Below are 23593 nucleotides of genomic sequence, written 5' to 3'. Positions count from 1 at the left end.
TTCAGCCGCTGATTTTCGACCTGAAAAATTTTAGATTCAATTTCAGCCGCTGATTTTCGACCTGAAAAATTTTAGATTCGATTTCAGCGGTCCTTAAAAAACCCCCATTATTAGACATATAAAGCTCATGGGTGCAACGCGACTCAAATGGCTGAATTAATTTAATACCTATTCTTAAAGCAGCCAAAGTCACCATGCCCGTTTCAAAATATTCAGAGACCATTTCTGTCGGATGCAAAAAGAAAAATCCGGCATAAAAATAATGCCGGAATTATGGTGAAGGCAATAAGTATCAGACCTGCTGGATTATTCGAAGAGTCCTTCATCCCGAATCAGCATCAAAATGGCCGACTGAGGGACAATGACATATTTTTGATTGTTAAATTCTATCTCATAGCCACTGTTTTGAAGATAGATGGCCAAATCTCCCTCGTTGGGCTGAAGCGGCACATAGCGCACATTTTCATTTTTCGACTTCCAGGGTTCATCTTCCTCAGCAATGGCAGGGATTGGATATCCCGGACCGGTTTTAATAACATAACCGGAGTGAACCTTCTCTTTTTCCTGCACATTAGGGGGCAGAAATAATCCCGATTTAGTACGCTTTTCAGGGGTTTTAGGTTTGATGAGTACGCGATCTCCAACAACAATAAACTTATTCAAATCTTTTTCGTCTATTCCCGGAATCATTTTTTTGTTGCAAATATAATCAATAGATCGTTAGATTTTCAGATGCTGAGTGGTGGATAATCCAAATGCGTCGGGATATCTTCCATAACGCCCGACAAGTCATCACCAGGATACACCATTTAATTTCAACCACTTACCAACTTTCGAAAAACAATCGTTTTTCCCCATCCGACAAAAAGAAATAAAATTTATAACTTGATTTATGTTGTTTTGTTTTCAGGTTTGCTAATATTGCATTAAAACAAACACACAAACAGTTATTTTAATTCAAAGAAATATTTATGTCACGTCCTGAAAAAGTTCTCAAGTATTGTCCCAGTTGTGGTTCCGGGCTTTTTAAGCCCATCACATCCAAATCGTTTAAGTGCAGCAGTTGCGGATTTGAATTTTTCATCAACAGTGCTGCCGCGGTGGCCGCCGTCATTGAAAATGAAGCAGGACAAATACTTTTAACCGTTCGAGGGGTGGAGCCGGCGCTGGGGGCATTGGACCTGCCCGGTGGTTTTGTGGATCCGATGGAAAGTGCCGAAGAGGCCATCAAAAGAGAGATCAAGGAAGAACTTAATTTAGAGATCGCCACCACCAACTATCTGATCAGTTTCCCCAATGAATATGTCTACAGCGGCTATTCGGTCTTTACCACCGACTGTGGCTTTGCCTGTAAGGTAAAGAGCTTTGATAACATAAAAGTGGCGGATGATATCGCCGGTTACCAGTTCTTCGATCCAAGTGAAATTGATTTCAACAAGATTAGCAGCAACTCCATCCGGAAAATATTGAAGTTTTATTTGGCACAATAGTTAACGAATGCTTTGACCCTCTCCTCCGAATACATTCTACCACAATAGCCTTCTCCCTTTCTCAATCAGATCAGCGTCTCAAGCCATAATCCATCAGGCCACAACCGGCGAATGACCATTAGCCTGACCCCACCCGCACAAATACACTTTTTAAATCATAATCCTTTCCCAACTTTTTATCAAGAAGCCTTCTATTCTGCATGCTGCCGGGACATCCTTTTTCCGTTTAACAGGACCATTTTAAAAAGTTTTGGTAAGCTTCCGCGGTTTTATTGCATCACAAAGTTCACTCCTGAATAAGAGGAAACTATGTTGTTGAAAGATTTTTCATAATTATTACCGTTATCTTCTTCCACCCTATTGTTTTTTTTCATAAATTTTTGAATAAAAACAATAGGTTTATTCGCATAAAATTTGCTTAAGTCATTGGTCGTATGGAATGCTCAACACATAGTCTTATACATTGCCTTTTGTGACAACTATTCTTGTCATGATGGTTGCCTTGTTGAAAAATGAAAAAATCCACCAAAAACGCCAAGCCATGAAACACATCATCCTATTGACCGACTTTTCGGAAACCGCCAGAAATGCCGCACTCTATGCGCTTAAAATGTTCAAGAACCAACCCGTTCGTTTTCTGCTTTTAAATTGTTTTGATGTGGATTTTAGCGGAAGTCCTTATATCATTCAGGTAAAAGAAGAAATGGCAGAGGAAAGCCGACGCGGCCTTCGCCAGGAATTATCGCGGCTTCACGCACAATTTCCCAATGCCAGAATAAAGCCTTTATCCGGCTTTGGACCAATAACCGAAGTGATCCGGAAAGCGATAGAGGAACACCATCCCGAGCTGGTTGTTTTGGGCTGTAAAGGAGAAACGGCCCTGGAACATTTATTACTGGGCAGCAATGCACTGGATGTGATAAATAATATTCATCACCCCACCTTGGTCGTTCCGATTAATGCCCAATTTATTTCCCCCAAGAAAATTGTCTTTGCCACCGATCTTCAAAATACCGATCTCTCACCTCTGGCAGATTATCTCAACGATCTGATAAAATCGTTCAACAGCGAACTCCTCTTTTTGAATATTGTAGAAGATCGTCCGATTAACCGATTGGAAACTGAGGAAAAACTGGCCTCCTATTTTCCCGGGGTAAAACTGAATTTTTATTTTGAGGAAAGCGACGGTGATAATTGTCAAACCATTTTAAAATTCATGGAAGAACATGATGCCACCATGCTCATTCTGTTCCACCACCATCGAAAATTTTTCCAGAATATTTTCCAATCCCATTTGATCAAAAAGATGATCCTTCACCCACAGCACCCCATGTTTATACTGCATGAGAAGCAAAAACAGGACGTTCATAAATAAGGGGGATCCCGGACACCCCCACCCACCTGTCCAACGGGGAAGTGCCCTATTTACGATGACCGAGATCCGCGTTTGTAGGCGCGGATAATTTTATCCACCAGCTGACCTTTGGCCGGATCCATTTGAATACGTCCGGGATCCGCCTCAAACCAGCGAAGTGTGCGCTTAATACCTTCGCTAAAGGGGATCGTTGCCCGAAATCCGGGGACAAACCGTTTGATCTTTGAATTATCAAAGATGACACTATGGGCTTTATCTCCGAGCAAACTACCATATAAATTTTCATCAAAGCTGCCTATAAAATCGGAAGCAATATGTACCGCCTTCAATGGTGCTCCTGCCGCTTCGGCCACCCACTCAAAAATCTGGTTCCAGGTCATAATCTCATCGGAAGTAATGTGAAAGCTATGACCTATGGCCTGTCTATGACCTAAAAGACCATTGAACCCTTTGGCAAAATCTTCGGAATGGGTGATGGTCCACAGCGACGTCCCGTCACCATGAATAATAACCTCTTTCCCCTTCCGGATACGATCGATGATGGTAAAATCCTTCCAACCACAAATGGGAACAGGGATCACAGTATCATAGGTTAAAGAAGGACGCACAATGGTAATGGGGAAACCATCCTTTCGGAAGCGTTGTATAAGATAATCTTCACACGCTATTTTGTCTCTTGAATACTGCCAGTAAGGATTATAGAGAGGGGTGGATTCGGTAATCACAGGGTGTCCTCCGGGCTTTTGGTAGGCCGAGGCAGAACTGATGAAGATGTATTGCTTGGTATGCCCGTTAAATATTTTAAAATCACTTTCCACATCTTGCGGTGTGAAAGCCATCCAATTGACCACCACATCCCACTCATGCCCTTTTATTGCCTGAATGACCGCTTCTTTATTGGTGTAATCGGCAATAATACTTTTGGCACCGTCAATCTTTATTTGCTCTTTGCCACGATTAAGGAGATAAAGATCCATACCACTTTTAACAGCCAGCCGGCTCGAAGCAGCACTTATGTTTCCGGTACCTCCGATATATAGTACTTTCATAACTATTGTTTTTTAATGATGAAGACAGAAGCCAGAGGCTAGACGTTAGATACAGAGATAAAAGATGAAATAAGATGGCAATAAAAAGTAACTTGGTCTTCCGGTTTTCGGTTTATGGCTTCCGACTTTTAATCATCAATCTTTTCCAGATCATTCAGGCTTCTGATTCTGATATCCTTCTCCAGGTCAAGTTGCTTCTCCGTTTTCAGATCCACAACGATGGACTCACCGGGCAGGACATCAAAGAAATTATCTGAAAAGTGACCGACGCCATCGGCAGTATCCAGAAAGATATTCTTGGATAATTTTTCGGAAAAGACGGTTACTCGATATCCGTCAGCTGTTTTTCCTACATTAATTTGAGCAGAAGGTTCCGGAAGCTCCAGATCTTTCGGCTCTTTAAAGTAGAGAAGATTTTCGGCCACGATTTGCCCACCGGACTGAAACTCCACAGACAGAACGACGCGGTTTAATTTATCACTGTCGACTAAATTAACCAGCGAATCTTCAAAAACAACCACAGAGCTGTTTCCAGCTACCTGGGCATTAACTTTTTGAGAAAACAGCTCCTCACCATCAAAATCGATCATCTTCACCAATAACTCCCCCGTGATGGCTTGCAAATAATCGTTTACGGCATGGACACGGACAATCCCGTTTTTTTCAACAGGTGATACGATAAAGGCTTCATTGGCTTTTTTCACAAAATAGTGGGCCGCCTTCCACCGGCCGTAATAATCGACCGTTGACCATGATATGGTAGGCCAACTGTCGTTGAGCTGCCAGTATAGAGATCCCATACAATGGGGTTTGCTTCGTCTGTGTGCCTCGATGGCCGTTTGATAGGCTTTGGCCTGAAGCAGCTGGCTGACATACGTAAAATCGGGGAAACTATCAGGAACCTCATAATATTGCTCCATATACCATTTGATCATGTCGTTTCCGTCAAAGCCGGGGCGAACATAGGGCATCCTTCCACGTTGGCGATGACGCATCATCTTTGAATCATAAGTCCAATCTTCCGGACTGGAAAACTGTTTGATGGTATGCATCGAAGGGAATGCTTGTAATCCATATTCACTCACAAATCGGGGCACATTTTCGCCATAGGCGGAAAAAGGCTTTTGTCCAAACCAGATGGTCCAGTCGTGTTCATCGCCCGATGTACGATCCGCTTTGATCCCGCCATACCCTATGGGGGAAGATGGATGATAATAGCGCAATGAGTCGAGCTCACGGACAGCCTGCGGGAGAATTTCATGGAAAATTTTTTGGTAAGTATTCCACACAAATTCCTTTACATCCGGTTTGAACATGCGATCCCACCCCCATTCATGCCATCCATGGAAGTTTTCATTGTTACCGCACCACATGGCCAGAGAGGGATGGTTGCGTAACCGCTTGACATTGTACCGGGCCTCTTTGCGGATATTTTCCAGATGGGCGTCATCTCCCGGCTGCAGGGCGCAAGCAAACATAAAATCCTGCCATACCAGAATGCCGTTACGGTCGCACAAATCATAAAGATAGTTATCTCCATATATGGCTCCTCCCCAGACACGGATCATGTTCATATTGGCCGCCACGGCATTATGAATAAGTTCATCGTAACGCTCCTTCGTCACCGATGGGGTAAGTGTTTCGGAAGGAATCACATTGGCACCTTTCATGAAGACGGGTTGTCCATTTAGCTCAAAATAGAAGGTATGTCCTCTTTCATCCGGTTGCTGAACAACTCTGAGGGTGCGGATTCCATAATCCAAATGATAGGCATCCATTACCTGAGTCTCATCTTTCAATGAAAACGAAAAGGAATAGAGGTGCGGATCGCCCAAGCCATTGGTCCACCATAACTTGGGATGATCTAATTCCAGTTCAAAAGGTATGGTATTGCTTCCTGCTTTAAGTTCCACTTGTTTGGAAAAGCTTCCCTTGGGTGCATCTGTATCCAGTTCAACGACATAGTTTCCGGCCTTAGTAACCTGCAAATTGACATACCCGGAAACCTTGGCAGATCCCTGACTGGCTTCGTCGGTTTGAAGATAGACCTCATCAATAACCGCTCGGCTCCATGCTTTCAGCACCACGGGCTTCCAGATTCCTGAGGTCACCAGCCGTGGGCCCCAGTCCCATCCGTAATGAAAGGGCGCCTTTCGTGTAAAGACATTGGTACGTTCCCCCTCCGGGGCCTGTTCATTGGTGGCAGGAAGCAGATAGTCCAGCTGTTTCAGTTTCTTCATTCCTTCTTTTACCGGCGAATGAAAATAAATCCTCAGCCGATTTTCTCCTTCTATCAAATGATCTTTCACATCCACCTTCCATCCCACAAACATATTGTCGGCCTCAAGGATCTTAACATCATTAAGGAATACATCTGCATAGGTATCCAGACCTTTAAAGAAAAGCTCAATAACATCGGGGCCGGATAAGAGGGATTGGTCAACATTAAAGGTGGTGCGATAGACCCAGTCTTGTTTTTCCACCCATTGTACTTGATCTTCATTCATTTCGATATGAGGATCCTCAATAATTCCGTTCGCCATCAAATCGGAATGAACCGTTCCGGGCACTTTGGCGGGCATCCATTCTTCTGAATCGGCCTGCGCAAACTCCCAGTCGCCACTTAAATCAATGGTTACCGATGAACCTTTAAACTGTTCCCGGCAAGCGTTTCCCAATATCATAACTGTTAAGAATAAGCTTACTATAAGAAACCTGTTCAGAAAAGTGTTTTTTTCCATATACCTATTTTACAAAATATCTGTTTATCTTATACAGGCTTATAAAAGTAACCATCATTCCTATAACGCACAAATCCCCATCCATAATTTTTTTGGACTCGTGCATTTTTTACTTTTCATTTTCAATATTTTAAACAGCATTGCCACCAATACGTTGCGCCCTAATAAAAGCCATCGCTCAGCAACCCTATAAAGCAACATAAAAAATCGCTGGATTATGCATCAACCGAATCTAATAATCCCCAAAGGTCGAACGGTCTGTTTTTAAAGCGTGAGGCTAAAGAATACCCAATAAGGAAAGCATGGTAAAGGCATACCTTCTACCCAATTTTCGAACACCTTCCGAATTGAAATGAATATGATCGTCCCTCACCGGACACCCGGACGATTCAATCACATGGGCGGTGGGAATCACTTGGGGTAATTGGTTTATGATGGGATTCATTGCCGCACAAAGACCTTTCTGCTCATCGCCAACCACTTCCCCGGCCAGCAAAGGCACCGATTCCGGCTCAAGAGAGAGATCACTGAGTATGTTTTCATAAATCTTCTTAACATATTGTGGCCATTGCTCATCGCCAGTATTGGTCTCACCCTGATGCAAAAGGATGCCCTTGATTACCCCCTCTTTTTGTGCTTTTTTGGCCAGGCTAATCAGTCGCTCATAGGGATTTCCCCCGTAAGACTTAATCTTGTTTTGAAACCACGATTCGGGATAGGTATTTAAATAATCTTTATAGATATCCTTATCAAACAACCGAATATCACATCCTCCTATTGCCACGCTAATGACGCCAACCGTAATGCTGTCGGGCAAATTGGCCACCATGGTACGGCCAAAATAGTCGGCCGGAGAAAGACCAACATAACATTGACTCAACGGCGGAATGGCAGCATACCAGGTTCCGGTTTGGCGACCATTTTGTTGGCAGTCGGCCGATGCCATCACCTGAAACCGACCGTCCACATTCAAATCACAGGCTTCAATCTCTGCTGACCCTTCCATGTTGGACTGGCCAAAACATAAATAGATGTGAAAATTGGGATTCTGGGAAAACAGACTCATAGACATAAAAGAGACAAACAGGGATAATAAAATTTTTGTTTTCATGGTCTATATGTTTTATATACGCATTTGAAAAAGTAGATTTAGCGAAAAATTTATTTGTATTTAATCGATCTAAAAGAATGGTTATCCAGGACATGGATCTATTGGAACGCGCTTAACAATGGCTTCACACACACCCTTTCCTCGAAAAGTGGGGGCCGGGCCGGTAGTGACCATCGTACATTATTAGACTTGTTTCATCAGTATAAAAATTGGTTAATCCATTGGTCTGATGGAACTCGCATGACCATTCGTTTATACATGTTCTTGTTGTGACAATCTCACATTGTCATGCTCGTTTCATTGATTTTATACTCAAATATAATTATTACCTGAAGTAATCCCTATTTTTGGAAATGAAGAAATCAATTTGTTTTTTTAATTATGCCAAATCCAACAAATAAGAAAACGGCTGAAATCATAGTCGGGCTATTGTTCTTCACCATGTTTATTGTGCAGAAGGGCCACTCCACCAACAGAGAAACCATCATTGGTAATCCGCCGGTATATCATTTCTCGCATACCGACTACAACAGTGATTCTCAATTCTGGACCGCATGTCAGGATCGCTCTGGCATAATGTATTTGGGCAACAATTCGGGGATCCTTCGTTTTGACGGGGAACGCTGGGAAAGAGCCACCTTGCCCAACAACAGCTCGGTCCGAAGTTTGTTTTGTGCCTCTGACGGCACCATCTATGCCGGGGGCTTTAATGAATTCGGAACCATCCGGGATAACCTCGACGGTAGCTTTTCTTACCACTCCCTGATCAATAATCTTCCGGACAAGTATAAAGACTTTGGCAACATTTGGAAAATAGTGGAAAAGGATGATGTCATAATATTTCAGAGTTTTAATTATCTGTGTTTTCTGAACAATGGCAACTACAAAATTATTGAACCTGCATCGTATTTTGGGTATGTTGGCCTTTGTCACGATCAACTCTTCGTTTTGGATCAAAATACCTTGTTTACTTTGGATGTTCATTCCGCCCAATTCACGCCCTTTTTGTCGACCGAAGCGCTGAACCATGAAGAAATTGTTAATATTCTGCCCGCCGATTCAAAAAATCTGGTCTTAATCGTCACAAAAGCAGGAAGTCTATTTACAGCAAACATCCTGACCAAAAAAATAGAAGACCACAACCACCTTACCATCGGCGGCAACGAAGTATTCACGTCCGCACTAAAATCCACCTCAGGCATAATTTACACCGGCACCTTAAGCCATAAGATGTATTCGTGGCAAATCAGGGAAAATCAGATTAAGCAAATCAGAAACTTCTCAGCATTACAAGATAAAACGGTGCTTAATTTGTTCGAATCGCGCGAAGGGTTAATATGGGTGTTGTTGAATAAAGGTCTTGATTTTATTGATCCAAATGCACCGCTGACCTTATTATTTCAGGGATCCTCCATTTATGATGCGGTATTATCTAACAACCAATTGTTTATTGCCACAAATCAGGGCGTATTCAGCAGCAGCCGGCTCACATCAGACAGTATCCTAAAGCAAAACGACGTCACAAAAATTCACGGGCTAGAGGGACAAGCCTGGTCTCTCAAAGCCATCGGAGACAAACTGTTCTGCGCTCATGACAGGGGTCTATTCCATATAATGGGCAAAAGAATAAACAGAGTGGGTGAATATACAGGGGTATGGAAACTCTATCCGGTATCGGGGTCGGACAACCTCTATTTTGTTTGTACCTACAACGGTTTAGGCATGATCCGTGTGACATCTGAAGGCATAGAAGTGATTCACGAAAAAATAGCAGGGTTTGACGAATCCACCCGTGATTTGATGTCCGTTCCGCACGACAGCCATTCCTACTGGGTTTGTCATGGATACAAAGGGGTTTTTAAAATTAACACCAACGCCACCCATTCCCGAATCGTATCCACCGAACACTTTCATCAACAGAACGGATTGCCTTCACCATTCAACATCAATGTGCACCGATGGCGGGGCATGAACATCTTTTCTACCAATCACGGACTTTATGTTTTTGATAAAGAAAGAGGAAAATTTATTGTGCATACTGAAATGACCCATTTATTGGGTCAGGAAAAAAATATCCGTCAAATTATAGAAAACGGTGATACCACATGGTGTATCATTGACGACCAAATAGCATTTATAGATCACGCTAATGCAAACAAAGTCATCTTAGATCCTTTTTTATCGCTGAAAGGAACACTGAATAGAGGGATGGAGTGTATCGTACCGGTGAAGGGAAGTAACGAAGTGCTCATTGGCACGACCAACGGTTTGTTTGCATTTAAACCGGCATCCTCACCTATTGACGGTTCGGCCGACGGCCCATCAACCCAAATTCGGCGCCTCAGCTATAACATGAAAGATTCAACCGTTCTCCGTCGTGTTGATTTACTGAATTCACCCTTTGTCTTTCCCAATGAAGTTTATAATGTCCAATTCCAATTATCTGCTCCGGGAATAAAAGACAAAACCAACATCAGATATGCGTTTCGTCTGGAAGGTCAGATGGATCAATGGTCTCAATGGCAGGAAAAGCCGGATGTCAGTTTTTCCTTTTTAAAAAGCGGAAATTATACCTTGATCGTAAAAGCCAAAAGCCTATCGGGAGAACTTGCTAATCCAACGCAATTCAGTTTCATCATTGAGTCGGCATGGTATGCCACCTGGCCTTGGATCATCTTCTGGGTGGCCGTCGGATTAACCATCGTCTTTAGTTTGTTCAAACAGATACAAAAGATCATCCTGAAAGAGAAGGAAAAAACCCGGGCAGAAGAACAAAAACTTCAAAAAGCCCGGGAAATTGAACTGGAAAACCAAATAATCATGCGTGAAAAACAACGCATTGAAGCCGAAAACATCGAAAAAAGCAAAGACCTGGTGAACAACACCCTGTTGGTGGCAAAAATGCGGGAATTACTCATTGACCTGCAAACCGAACTCAATAACATCCGGAAAAATGCGAAAAACGATTCGGTTCGGAAAAGTATCCTGAATATGGTCAGGAACATACAGATAAGCCTAAATGATGAAAGGCAATACCAGCTTTTTGATACCAATCTGGAACGAGTTCATCAGGAACTGTTTAACAACCTCAAAAGTCGTTATCCAACCATAACTGCCAAGGAACTCCGACTGTGTGCATTCATAAAAATGGAGCTGACCAACAAAGAGATGGCCAGCATTTTCAACATATCTGTCAGAGGTGTGGAAACGGCTCGATACCGGCTCAAGAAGAAACATTCCGGCATTAATGAGTTGCTTGGGTTGGAATGAATCCATTATTCAACTCACCAATATCGAAATGATGGAATGAGGCAGGCTGTTTACCGAAGCCGCTTTACCGCTCATCCATAATTTGAAGGAAATTTCTTCATCCGCATTATTCATGACGACTACCACAATGGACCCGTCAGGATTAATGAAAGCGGTAGATTGCAACACATCGCGACTGGATGCGCAACTGATGCGACGGGCACCGGGACGAATAAATCGGGAAAAGTGACCGATATAGTAATAGCTGTTGGTATAGATCAACTGGTCTTTGGACAGGTCGGCATGAATGGGTGCAAAGCAATAATTGCCGACGTGATTGGGTCCTCCCTTTTCATCCAGAAGTATATTCCAATCGGTCCAGGCAACAGTTCCATGATTGAAGTCATGGATCATAGATTTCCCATATCTTTCCCCCAGACGCCAGTCATTTAATTCATCATACTTAAATGCTTCCACACATCCTTCTGTAAAGACAAGATTCTTTTCCGGAAACGCTTCATTGACTGCTTGGAGATTGTTAAACTGCATCTCACTACCGGTCCAGGTTTCATACCAGTGAAATCCGATGCCCCAAACATATCTGGAAGCCTCGGGATCGTTGAAGATGACCGATGCACGATGAAAGATAAGGTCGCGATTATGGTCCCAAACAATCAGCTTTTTATCGCTCATCCCGGCCTTTTCGAGAGTAGGTCCTAAATAATACTTCACAAAATCGCGTTCGTCGTCGGCAGTATAAATACAAGACTCCCAGCGCTGCACCGCCATGGGTTCGTTCTGAACCGACAATCCCCAGACCGGTATTCCCTGCTTTTGGTAAGCCTTGATAAATTCCACATAATGATTGGCCCAGGACTGTTTGTATTTGTCCAGAAGCTTTCCGCCCCTCAACCGGTTGTTATTATCTTTCATCCAAGCCGGAGGACTCCATGGACTCACAAACAGTTTGAAATCCTCACCAACTTTTTCCATGGCTCTTTTGATGAAGGGAATTCTATATTTTAGATCATGATCCACAGAGAAGGTTTCCAAAGCAGAATCGTACTCAGCAACATAATCATAACTCTCACTGGAGAAATCACAACTGGCAATATGTGTTCGGGTAAAAGTGTAATTGATACCTCCCTCACCAAAATAAGCGTTAAGCAATTCCTGCTGTTTTTGTTCCGTCAGTTTTGCGAAAACCTCGGCCGAAGCATCAGTAAAGGCCCCGCCAATACCGATAAATGTCTGGAAGATATGTGAAGGATCGACAAAGACACAAGGTTGAGACTCCAGGGGTTGAGAGAAATCTTCAAACTGTAGCTTGCCCTTTAGCGCCAAACGATCCTTAGTTCCTTGCGCTGTTTGATATATTACTGCCGAGCCGGGAGAAAAACCATTGCTCTTTGCATCAAGGTCATTTTTCACCGTCTCCTTCCTATCTTTCGGTTCGGAACTACAACCGAATAGAGTAATAACAAGAAAGACCAATCCCCTAAATAGATGTTTCATGATTAAAAGATTTATACAGATTGCATTAATTGTGTGTGAAACGCACCTAAAATTTACCAAAAAATATTGATTCCCTTGACTTAGGGAATCAATATACCGGAAGAATTGTCATGAGTTTTTCACTTTTTGGGATATGAATATGTCACCCATACCCCCAAAGGAGCAAAATTGAAAGAATACATTTTTATTCCAACTTCAGAAAACTCATTCCTGCAATTCGGTGACGGTCAGGACAGCCTTTTCTTTTCCTGCAGTAATATCCACTTCAAAGCGATAAACGGTGCCTTCTGTCAAGGTTACTCCTTCCACCAGTCCAAGGTTGCCGGGATCTCGGCCATTGGTTCCATCACCAACAAACACGACCTCACTCTCGGTGGTCAGATTATCATTTTTGTACTCTCCACCCCATCCTTTTTGGTGAAAGAATTTAAAATTGATCGCGGTGGCATTGACCGACTCACCACCAACCACCGTCACCCGATATTTTTTAGGAGCGAACTGTGCCATGCAAAGGGCTTTATCGGTATTCCACCCCACTTCATTGGATAAAGACGGTTTTCCGATATCGGTTCCGATAATCCAGAGAGCGCCACTACCGTCCTCCTGTAAGGTAGCCAGCTCATCGCCTGCCATCGCTTCCACAATGAAATAGTTATGCTCAAAATTAGCAATCACCCTGTATTTTCCGGCAACCGGCAGAAATGTAAAGGTTCCGTCTTCATTCCCTTGGAAAAAGTCGGGATCAATCCACCATTGATCCATGTCGGGCACCCCCTCCACCTCGACCACCTGGTTTTGTTGAAGTTCAACTTCCACCTTATAATTATTATCATCGACCATAATCATTTCCTCACCGGCAAACTCTAAGGTGATAAAGGGAGATGCCTCATAAGTAAGGGTATTAAAAGTGATATCATATTCTCCTGCAGCGTAATTGGAGAAAGTTATTGGATTATCGGATTCATGCGTGACACCTCCATTTTCCCATCCAAAAGTGATCACATTACCATGTTCATCAAGCACCGGTGTTTTAATATATCCTTTTACTTTCTGGGGGAAATTTGCCGTCACTTTATACTGATACAGATCGGTACGTATCATCTGGTATTCTTCGTCCTCGGTCACAAAAATCAAAGCAGGATAGTCCGGACGTAAAAGGTCTACGGCAACGCTTTGTTCCTCAATGGCGAACTTAATATTTTGCAAGACAAATTTTAAGGTAGCGGTACCGTTAGGAACATCTTTGAGGAATGGGACAAATATTTTCCCGGTGTATTCCCCCTCCTTTTTGGTGCGAATAACAGTCTCCTGCACCATTTCATCGCCAAAATACAACTGTGCCTTTAAGGTAGATAAAGGTACATTTTCGGCATCACGAACCTTAGCCGCAAATGGAATACTATCACCAAAATGGGCTTCGGTAATTTCACTATTCAATATCAATTCCGGCAGGCCGGTCACCTCTTCATCCTCCTCGCAGGATAAGGTAAAAAACACCGGAAATAACAAACTAAGAAAAAATATAATTCTATTCATCACTTTTACAATTTTAAGGTTTATTGATTCCACCGACAGGATATCACGGCTTTGGCAGGCACCTCATAACTGAAATGGCTGTTTCCGTCGCTAATGGTAATCAGTTTTTTATCGTTTTTATTATTCATAAATACAAAGGCATAAGATCCGTCCTGATTCTCAAAGGCGCTGTAAACGATCCCTTCTTCTTCGTATCCGGAGGTGGCAATACGTACAGCCCCCGGCTTAACGACACTAGCCAGGTGACCAATAATGTAGTAATGAGAATTACGGCTAATGGATTTATAATCTTGCGTGCTGATATCCACTGCACCGTAACAGGTTTGACAGCCTCCCTCCCGATTGGGGCCCTGATTGGAGTCCAGCATCAAATTCCAAACAATCACCGCCTTGCACCATTTATTTACCGTTGCTAATGCCACATGCTCCATATCATCCATCAGCCTGATGGACAAATCTCTGCCATCGTTCCAAGTACCAATCGAGGTCTCAGTAAAAATCAACTCTTTATCCGGCGCCTTCTGGTGAATATCCAGCAACTCCTGGCTATCACCACCATAATTATGGTAGGCTGCACCTGTAATATATTGTGCTGCGTCATTATCCTGGTAAATCTTAACGGGATAATCTTCCTGATCACTCATATTGTCATAATTGTAGTTGTGATCAAAGACATACAGTTTGGTGTCCAGTCCGGCCTCCTGAAGAGCCTTCCCCAATACTTTCACAAATTCTCTCTGTTCTTCCCATCCCATAAACAGAGAAGCAGAGTTTCCACGATTCAGTGGCTCATTTTGAGGCGTCACCGCGTAGATCGAAATACCATAACCTGCAAAAGCCTGCAGCCATTTCACAAAATAGGTAGCATACTCATCATAATACTCAGGATTGAGATGCCCTCCCGTCCAGGAATTGTAGGGTTGTAAATCGGTAAGATTATTGACTTTCATCCATCGGGGACTGGTCCAAGGGGATCCCAAAATCTTAAGGTCGGGATTAATGGCCAACACTTCCTTTAATATAGGGATCACATAGTTTATCTCTTCGGATTGCAAACTAAAATTTTCGAGTCCCGGAGAGTCGCAACAAGTATATTCGCTGAGTGAGAAATCGGAACAACCGATGGAAATGCGCACGTAACTGTATCCCATCCCCTCCTCGTGCGAAAAGGTTTGTACCAGAAAAGCGGTGCGGTCGGCAGGATCCATCTGCATAAGATTATAGCATGAGGAGCCTGTGAGGGCTGCACCGAAGCCATCCATCTCCTGGTATCGAGTTGAAGGATCCAGCGTAATGGTGGTGGGTGACATATTGGGGGTTTTACTGAAATCGACCGCTTTTTGCGTAAAGTCATAAGCTCGATTGGCCGTAGTTATATACAATGTCACATCTCCCACGTCCGGTTTGTCATTAGGATCTTCTCCGGGGCTTTCATTCTTATCTTCTGAGCAAGCACTACAAGACATGAATACCAACCCAATTATTGTCATATAAAATATTTGTCTGATCATCCTTAATTATTTAATAAAAGAGACATAAAAAATCACGAAACAGCTCTCTCCATTCAATTATTTAATATCCCGGATTTTGGACAAGATTGGTATTGGCATCCAAAACGGTTTGCGGGATCGGGAGCAATTCCGATTCTTCTGTAAAGGATCTCGCTTGAGGCAGCCGCCCACTGTCTCTGTTGTTAATACTATTCATAACAGTTTGTAATTTCCCGTTACGAATCAGGTCGAACAGCCGCTGGCCTTCGAAAGCCAATTCCAGTCGACGTTCATTCAACACAGCATCAATCATTTGCTCTTTGGAGGCTTTAACCGACTCCGGCAAACCGGGAAGGTTCACTCTGGCTCTGATCTGGTCCACAATTGCAGCCGCGGCATTGAGTTCTCCTTTCCAGGCGAGAGCTTCAGCTTTTAACAGCATGATATCGGCCAGTCTAAGTTTTATAATACTGTTATTGCCCGACCGTATTTTGTACATAAAAGGATAGTTATCGGAAGGATAGTACAAACTCCAGTTACACTCGTAAAAGACAATGGATTGGCCCATGCGAATATCGTCTTCTTCATTTTCAAAGGCAGCCATGAGGTCTCTGGATGGGGTAACCCATTTGGCCCAAGAGAAATTCTGATCCCAATCGAGCAGATTACGTCCAAACATCCAGGTAACCCAGTTTCCACTTCCGGTAAAAAACTGAATTTCAAAAATCGATTCAGACGTATTTCGAGCGGCAATATCGGACCCGGCTTCGTTCATCCCAAAGAGTAACGAGTAGTCATCCACCAGAGAAAATCCATCCTCTATTACGGCATCACAATATTGAATCACCTTATCATAGTCTCGGATAGGCTTCTCGGCATAAGCTTTAGCTAAAAGAGCCCGAGCTACCGCCTTGGTAAGTATCGTTTTGTCGTCTCCGGCTTCCGGCGCATCGGGGATCGCAGAAGTTAAATCCTCAACAATTTGCTGATAGGCTTCTTCAGGAGTATTCTGAGCAGGGAAATAGGTAGGGTAAACGTCCTCTATATTATCGGCGGTAATATCTTCAGCTTCTTTCGTAATTACCGGAATATTTCCCCAGAGACGGACCATATCAAGCAGAACCATCGCTCTAAATATTTTTGCTTCAGCTTTCCACTGAGCTCTTTCGGTTTCCGAGAACGAGGGATCGGGCACCAGATCAATGTTTTCGATAATGGAATTGACGTAAGCAACATCTTCCAAATAGCGGCTCCAGTCGCGGGTAACAACACTATTTCCCCCATCCAAAGCATTGTTTTCAAAGGGCATGACTTCGGCACCGACCGTCCCCGCATAGGCATTATCGGATCTTACTTCCGTTGTCATTAAATAATCCAGATACCAATGTTCCTGACGGCTACGAAAAAGATCATACATCCCTTCGTATTGCGTCAGCATCTCACTGCGATTCTCAAATTTGATACGTTCGCCCGTATCATTTGAACTACCAAGGGTTATTTCCGAAAACTCGGAAACAGGATCTTTGTCCAGCGAACAGGCAAAAGTTCCTAAAAGCATGAATAACCCTATTCCTTTTATTAAGAGATTATATATTTTCATAATAGTAATCGATTAAAATTCAACATTCACACCCAACACAAAAGATTTGGTTTGCGGATAGGTCCCCCAGTCAATTCCCTGCACAGCTCCATTGTTTCCCCATTGATTCACTTCAGGGTCCATACCTGAATAGTTGGTAAGAGTAATCAGATTGGTTGCGGAGATATAGGGCTGCAAACGGGCAATGCCTAGGCGATTAAGAAAAGCTTTCCGAAATTCATAAGCCAGAGTGATATCTTTCACCCTCAGGAAACTTCCGTCTTCGACAAAATAAGAAGAGGTCTTAATATCAAATCCTGCTTTGGGCGTATCGGTTATCTGCCCTGGTATTCTCCACCGGTTGAGTACGGCTGTGGATTGATTTTTGCCATCGTACATACCCTCGGTTTCGATTCTGGAAGCATTAAAGATATCATTGCCATAACTGCCCTGAATCAGGACATTCAAGGTAAAATCTTTATATGTGATCGAGTTGGTCAAACCAAATGTAAAATCGGGATTTGGATCACCGATATAAGAACGGTCGGTGGTAGATAAAATGCCATCTTTGTTGACATCACGATAGATGAGTTCTCCGGTTTCAGGATCGACGCCATCACTAATATATCCGTAAAATCCGCCCAGGGGCCTCCCCGGCTCAATGCGTACCGCATATTCGTTAACGAACTCACTGGTAATAGCGTAATTGTAGACTTTAGTCAATTCCAGGTTGGTCAACTCGTTTCGATTGAATGAAATATTAAAATCGGTATCCCATCGGAAGTGAGGACGTGAAATGTTATGTGCATTGATCATCAACTCAAAACCGGTATTAGTCATTTCACCCTCATTGCGACTTATGGTACTAGCTGCTGCCGACCCAGCCGGCAGATCGACTGTCATCAGCATATCGGTAGTTTTCTTGTAATACCAGTCCATATTCAAGGTGAGTCTGCTGTTCAGGACGGTTAAATCCAGACCGATATTAGATTGGGTCGTTGTTTCCCAGGTAAGGTCGGTATTTCTCAAATTGGCTTGACTCAGAATTACCGTTGCATTCTGGTTTCCTTCTTCCCACCAGTTTTGACGTATGATATTGTATCGTTCCAGATAGGCATAATCGCCAAGTCCGGACTGATTCCCGGTTTGCCCCCAACCGCCCCGAATTTTAAGATCATCAACCCATTGAACAGCGGACATAAAGGACTCGGAAGAGACGCGCCATGCTGCCGATGCGGAAGGGAAATATCCCCAGCGATGATCAGGATGTAGTTTGGACGATCCATCGGCACGCATATTTACGGTAACAAGGTATTTATCGTTGAAGTTGTACCCCAAACGACCAAAATAGGACATTATGGCCCAGTCGGAAGCCACCGTCCCATTACCCGGAGATACTTTATTGGCGGCGTTTAAGGTTTTGATGCTGCCATCACGGTAATGAGATGCGGTTTGATAACTCTGAGACCATTGAGAAGTTGTCCCCGAACTACCCAGCATCAGGTCAAAATTGTGTTTGTCGAAAGATTTGTTAAAGGTTAGCACATTGTCATAAACCATCACGGTGCTGAGAGACCGGTTGTCACTTCCTATACCATAATTGGACCTTCCCCAAGCGGTTTTCACAGGATCAAGAAAAGAGACAGAATGATTATAGCTTCTGTCCAGAGTGATGGAAGATTTCAACTTTAAGTTGGGGGCAAAGGAGATCTCAACCTCTCCTGTAGCCAGCAATCGCTGGTTGTTGGATTGATTATCTTCACTTCTGGACATATTTTCTACGGGATGAGTTATATTAACACCGTAGAAGTTATTATAGTACTGTCCCGGATTCTCCGGGTCCCAAACGGGGGCATAGGTGGGCGTGTTGATTGCAGAGAGAACCACCCCTGCCCGGTTGGCGCCAGTACCCGAGATGATGCCGTTGCCGGTGTAATCGGAATAGGCCATATTGGCTCCGATATTCAACCATGGTCGTATTTCGTTCTGAAGATTAGCCTTGAAATTGTACCGTTCAAAAAAGGATACATCGATCACCCCTTCTTCGCGGGTATAACCACCGGTGATGTAATAATTCATTTTGTCATTTCCATTGGCGACCGAAAGCTGATAATTTTGAGTCAAAGCTGTTTTATAGGTTTCATCGTACCAGTCGGTTTGATCGGTGAGATTTTCGGGTAGCGAAATATTTAAATTCAAATCGCTCAACAATTCACGATACTGCTCAAGATTCAGTGGCTCAATCTCATTAGTCAAATCGGTAATTCCCATATACCCATTAAAAGTAATTTTAGCCTCTCCCGACTTACCCGATTTGGTTGTAATAATCACGACACCGTTGGCGGCCCTCGAACCATAAATGGCAGCTGAAGAAGCATCTTTTAAAATCTGCATACTTTCGATTTCGGTTGGTGACAGATAGGATATGTCGGTCATTGGCACCCCATCGACCACATATAAAGGGTCATTGTTTCCATTGAGAGAGGTAGTACCGCGAACCCGTACCACCATACCGGCATCCGGAGCTCCACTGGGTTTCATCACAGAGACCCCTGCGGCTCGTCCCTGAATTGCCTGCGCCACATTGGTAATGGGTTTCTTCTCCAGTTCTTTGGTAGAAACAGTGGAAATGGAGGTCGTAACATCCTTCTTTTTTACCGAACCGTATCCTATCACCACCAGTTCCTCGAGGGTCGCCAATTTAACCTCCATTTGTACATCGATTCTGGAGCGTCCTTCCACGATCTCTTCCCTGGGTTTCATTCCAATAAAAGAAAAGATGAGAATGTCATCCGCCTCCGTAGAAATGGAATATTCACCGTTCATATCGGTGATGGTACCGCTATTGGTCCCTTTAATTATTACCGAAGCCCCGGGCAATGGCAGGTTTTGCTCATCGGTAACTTTCCCGCTAACGGTAAATTCCTGAGCAAAAGTTGTTTTGGAGAACACCAAAAGCACTGTTACCAGGAACAAACGCCATGAGATTTTTGCCATCTCATTGATTAACTTTGCTTTTATCTTCATTGCATTTTAGTTTAATTAACACACTTATATCTATTCGCTGATTGCTTCAGTCCTATTGCAAACAAATATTAACTAATCAAAAGCAAAGTAAATTTTTCGGAGAGCGGGAGTAAAAGAAATCCTTACATCTTCATTACATCACGACAAGAAACGGGATATTCTTTTCTACTTCATTAAATTTTATATCATTAATTTTCAACCACTACTGAATTAAATTTTATCCCCAAAGACAACAATTCTAATTTCATTTGCGATTGAATTTTCAATTGAAAATCTTCATTCGGGAAAACCTCAGAAAGGAATTAATCTGTTGGAAGAGACGTACAAAAAGCTGAAATGAAATACCCACTGAATAAATTGACACAATATCTATACTCAGTAACAGATAGAACAAAAGAGGAAGATCTACTTAATTTACAAGAAAAATAGGAGTCTCCCCGGTCTCAACGAATGGGGCGATCAGTTATATCTTTCCTTGCTTGAAATATTCGGAATATTCTTTTTTGAAAAAATACACTTTGATTCCGTTCCTGGGAATAAGAAACAGGATACATGAAAACCCATTTTCCCCAAAAGTAACTTCTTGCATAAGAAGAGTGGCTCTCTGTTCCCTGAAAACCTCCCTCACCTTCAAAGCCTTACACCATGGTTAAACGCTGCATATTTTGACCAGAGAACCTCAACCATAAGAAAAAGTTTACACCTCCACACCCAACAAAGCCTTCAAGGCAAATCCGACCAAAAAAGAGAATGCCGCAACTCCCATACTGATGGCAGCCATTTCGAAGAATCGTTTTTTGAAGTTCAGTTCTTTTACCACTGCCACATAGTAGTTAAAACCAAAGATAATAAGTAATGCTGTTGCAAGGACTACACCAAGAGCCACAAATTTATTGGCAAACAAAAAGAAAGGAAGGATAAGCAAAATAACTGTTGCCAAGTAAGAGATTCCGGTATAAAGAGCGGCTTCTTTGGCTTTTGGATCTTCCTCAGCTTTGGTAGAAAGATATTCGGAAGCAGCCATTGACAATGCTGCAGATATTCCTGTTACCAATCCTGCCAGAGAGATCACTTTTGTTTCACCCAGAGCAAGAGTAAAACCTGCCAAGGCACCGGTTAATTCCACCAAAGCATCGTTGAGTCCCAACACCACCGATCCCACAAAGGTGAGGTTTCCTCCTTCGAGCATTTTCAGGATTTCGCGTTCATGTTCGCCTTCTTCTTTGGCAAATTCTGCAGCTTCAGGAAAGTATTTGGCTTGCCGTGAATAGTTGTCGGCACCGGTACCTTCTTTTTTCTCCATTAGTTTTAAGGCAAATGCCAACCCCAAAAAACGCGCCAGGAAAAAGGTTCGAAAGATTCTCCATTTGTCGGGCTTTACACTTACTCCCGTTTTGGATTGCCAAAAGGCGGCATGGAGTTTTTCCTGCTCCGCGATCCGGTTTAAAACCTCGGCATTCTTTTTACTTTTTGATCGCCGAGCAAGTTTTTTATATATGTGATATTCCGTTATTTCTGTCTTTTGGGCAGCAAGTGCATATTTTCTGGCCTGAGCATTCATTATCATTCTTATTTTGGAAAATTGACATTCAAAATTGCATTTTATTTCCCTAAAAACAAAAAGAGACTGATTGCATAAAAAAAGAGGGCAAACCAATTCATCTATATCACCCTCTTAAAGGATATCGATCAGCTAATTCTTCGAATTGGCGGCGAGAAAACGTTCGTTATGAAGATGACAAGTCCTTTCACACTAAAAAACATGAAAATCCTTGGCCACAAGGCGATCACTATCCTCCATTAAAATCTAGCAATATTAGGTCCTCAAATCTTATTCAAACCGAATCCAATCGATCGCAACCGGTCCATCTCCTGATAGAACAATAAACAGATCTGAGACATCTTGCGGAACGGTCATCATCAAAGCTTCTCTATTATCCCAGCTATTGCCTTTGGGGACGTTCAGCTTTGCGAGCATCTCCCCCTGAAAGCTATTATTTCTTATCTCAATGCTGCAATCGGATTGAGACCTAACTCTGGCAATCATTTTTTTCCAAGAATGATTCTTAAACTCCACTTTATTGTACTTCACCCATGCCCCGTTGTTTATTAGAGAAACAAACCATCCTTTTTGCGGATGAAGCGAATCAACAAATGCGGTAGCCACTCCTTCCTCTGCTCTTAAGCTGAATCTGTCAACCTGAATAGGACGGTCTGCGGGAGTAATCCCCACGCCTCGCAATGACGGTTTCACCTTATGGATGGTTCCATCAGCATTAAAGAATAGGCTATCGGCTTTGATGGATCGATTTTTATCAAAATGTGGCGACAGATCGTTATGATGATAAAAAAGCAACCATTGTCCTTTGTACTCAATAATGGAGTGATGATTGGTCCAGCAGTCTACCGGCGACTCATCCATGATAACCCCCTTATACTCAAAAGGCCCCAGAGGATGGCGCCCCATTGCATAAGCCAGCCGTTCGGTATTTTTAGCCACATGGGGAAATGTTAAGTAATACAACCCGTTTCGATGGAAAAGCCAAGGCCCCTCTTTAAAGCCATCGGGCAATGTCGTTATTTCTTTTGGTTCGGAAGCCAGCTCAATCATATTGTCTTTAAGGCGTGCACCTAATAGTTCTCCGCCCATGGCCCAAAAGATATAAGTGTTTCCATCGTGATCGACAAACAGATTGGGATCAATACCATATACTCCCGGAATCGGTTTAGGAAGTGGAGAAAATGGGCCTGTAGGTGAATCGGAAATGGCAACACCAATCCTTCGCCCTTCTGCGACCGATTTATCTTTGGCGATAGAAGGAAAATAAAAATAGTATTTGCCGTTTTTTTCGATACAATCAGGAGCCCACATGCTATAAGAAGAAGCATCTACCCATGGCACGTCCTGTTGCCTGAGTATGACGCCATGGTCGTGCCATTGTGTAAGATTCTCCGAGGAAAAAACATGGTAATCTTCCATGCAAAACCAAGTGGCAAAGCGGCCTGTATCAATACGAATATCGTGAGACGGATAAACAAAAACCTTCCCCTTGAAAACCCGTGCAGAAGGATCTGCAGTAAACTGATCCATGATCAGGGGGTTTTGAGCTAATAAAACCGGAATAGTTACTATCAATGCAAGAATACTTAATATTGTTTTCATAATAAAAAAGTTTAACGGGTATTAAAATGTTATTTTGCAATCGGTTTTTCTATTTGCCTTCTTCAACCTTTTCATGATAATGGGGGACAGGTTTCAGGAGCCTGGTAAATTTGCCGGTAAAAACTACACCTCAAAAAAGAAGCAACCTGTAGACTTACCCTTTGTAGGACAACTCTAAAATAGACATTCTCTTGGGAATGTAAATTTAACTCTGTCCGGTATAATTTTCGAAACTCGAAATAACTCATATTTTTTCTTTCAACCAATT

The 23593-nt window shown here is 42.9% G+C and carries 14 protein-coding genes; 3 read left to right on the top strand and 11 right to left on the bottom strand.

Annotated elements, in window-relative coordinates; genetic code table 11:
- Positions 1–306: 306 nt before the first annotated feature.
- A complete protein-coding gene (locus tag ACT29H_RS13575; RefSeq protein ID WP_444822185.1) occupies positions 307–690 on the bottom strand; it encodes a co-chaperone GroES in 384 nt (127 codons plus the stop codon).
- A 281-nt stretch (positions 691–971) separates the two neighbouring features.
- On the opposite strand from ACT29H_RS13575, the gene ACT29H_RS13570 reads away from it, so the two are divergent.
- Both ACT29H_RS13570 and ACT29H_RS13565 read left to right on the top strand, forming a co-directional pair.
- On the top strand, positions 972–1490 hold the full coding sequence (locus ACT29H_RS13570) for an NUDIX domain-containing protein (RefSeq protein ID WP_444822184.1): 519 nt from the start codon (positions 972–974) through the stop codon (positions 1488–1490).
- A 541-nt stretch (positions 1491–2031) separates the two neighbouring features.
- Positions 2032–2865 (top strand): universal stress protein, encoded by an 834-nt coding sequence (locus tag ACT29H_RS13565; protein WP_444822183.1) that lies wholly within the window; start codon positions 2032–2034, stop codon positions 2863–2865.
- A 50-nt stretch (positions 2866–2915) separates the two neighbouring features.
- On the opposite strand, the gene ACT29H_RS13560 is transcribed toward ACT29H_RS13565, so the two are convergent.
- The 3 genes from ACT29H_RS13560 to ACT29H_RS13550 form a co-directional block, all read right to left on the bottom strand.
- Positions 2916–3914, bottom strand: coding sequence for an NAD-dependent epimerase/dehydratase family protein (locus ACT29H_RS13560; protein WP_444822182.1), 999 nt, complete (start codon positions 3912–3914; stop codon positions 2916–2918).
- Between the two features lie 128 nt (positions 3915–4042).
- On the bottom strand, positions 4043–6598 hold the full coding sequence (locus tag ACT29H_RS13555; RefSeq protein WP_444822181.1) for a beta-mannosidase: 2556 nt from the start codon (positions 6596–6598) through the stop codon (positions 4043–4045).
- 334 nt (positions 6599–6932) lie between these two features.
- Positions 6933–7766, bottom strand: coding sequence for a sialate O-acetylesterase (locus tag ACT29H_RS13550; protein ID WP_444822180.1), 834 nt, complete (start codon positions 7764–7766; stop codon positions 6933–6935).
- Between the two features lie 381 nt (positions 7767–8147).
- Here ACT29H_RS13550 and ACT29H_RS13545 point away from each other — a divergent pair, with 381 nt between their 5' ends.
- Positions 8148–11036, top strand: coding sequence for a triple tyrosine motif-containing protein (locus tag ACT29H_RS13545; RefSeq protein ID WP_444822179.1), 2889 nt, complete (start codon positions 8148–8150; stop codon positions 11034–11036).
- 9 nt (positions 11037–11045) lie between these two features.
- Here ACT29H_RS13545 and ACT29H_RS13540 read toward each other — a convergent pair whose 3' ends face one another.
- The 7 genes from ACT29H_RS13540 to ACT29H_RS13510 form a co-directional block, all read right to left on the bottom strand.
- Positions 11046–12530 carry a glycoside hydrolase family 30 protein gene (locus ACT29H_RS13540; protein WP_444822178.1) on the bottom strand — a complete coding sequence of 495 codons (1485 nt, stop codon included), beginning with the start codon at positions 12528–12530 and terminating at the stop codon, positions 11046–11048.
- A 204-nt stretch (positions 12531–12734) separates the two neighbouring features.
- Positions 12735–14066, bottom strand: coding sequence for a DUF5125 domain-containing protein (locus ACT29H_RS13535; RefSeq protein ID WP_444822177.1), 1332 nt, complete (start codon positions 14064–14066; stop codon positions 12735–12737).
- 20 nt (positions 14067–14086) lie between these two features.
- Entirely contained in the window at positions 14087–15577 is a 1491-nt protein-coding gene (locus ACT29H_RS13530; RefSeq protein ID WP_444822176.1) for a glycoside hydrolase family 30 protein, read from the bottom strand.
- A gap of 61 nt (positions 15578–15638) precedes the next feature.
- Positions 15639–17156, bottom strand: a complete 1518-nt coding sequence (locus ACT29H_RS13525; RefSeq protein WP_444822175.1) for a RagB/SusD family nutrient uptake outer membrane protein — start codon at positions 17154–17156, stop codon at positions 15639–15641.
- Positions 17157–17168: 12 nt separating this feature from the next.
- Positions 17169–20162 carry a SusC/RagA family TonB-linked outer membrane protein gene (locus tag ACT29H_RS13520; protein ID WP_444822174.1) on the bottom strand — a complete coding sequence of 998 codons (2994 nt, stop codon included), beginning with the start codon at positions 20160–20162 and terminating at the stop codon, positions 17169–17171.
- Between the two features lie 697 nt (positions 20163–20859).
- Positions 20860–21723, bottom strand: a complete 864-nt coding sequence (locus tag ACT29H_RS13515) for a VIT1/CCC1 transporter family protein (protein ID WP_444822173.1) — start codon at positions 21721–21723, stop codon at positions 20860–20862.
- A 270-nt stretch (positions 21724–21993) separates the two neighbouring features.
- Positions 21994–23325 (bottom strand): family 43 glycosylhydrolase, encoded by a 1332-nt coding sequence (locus ACT29H_RS13510; RefSeq protein ID WP_444822172.1) that lies wholly within the window; start codon positions 23323–23325, stop codon positions 21994–21996.
- Positions 23326–23593 lie beyond the last annotated feature (268 nt).

Origin of the sequence: Thermophagus sp. OGC60D27 (genome assembly GCF_052400625.1) — a bacterium.
In the GTDB taxonomy this organism is placed as follows: Bacteria; Bacteroidota; Bacteroidia; order Bacteroidales; family Marinilabiliaceae; genus Thermophagus.
The sequence above is the reverse complement of the archived record's forward strand: the minus strand, read 5'-3'. Positions and strand labels throughout refer to the sequence as shown.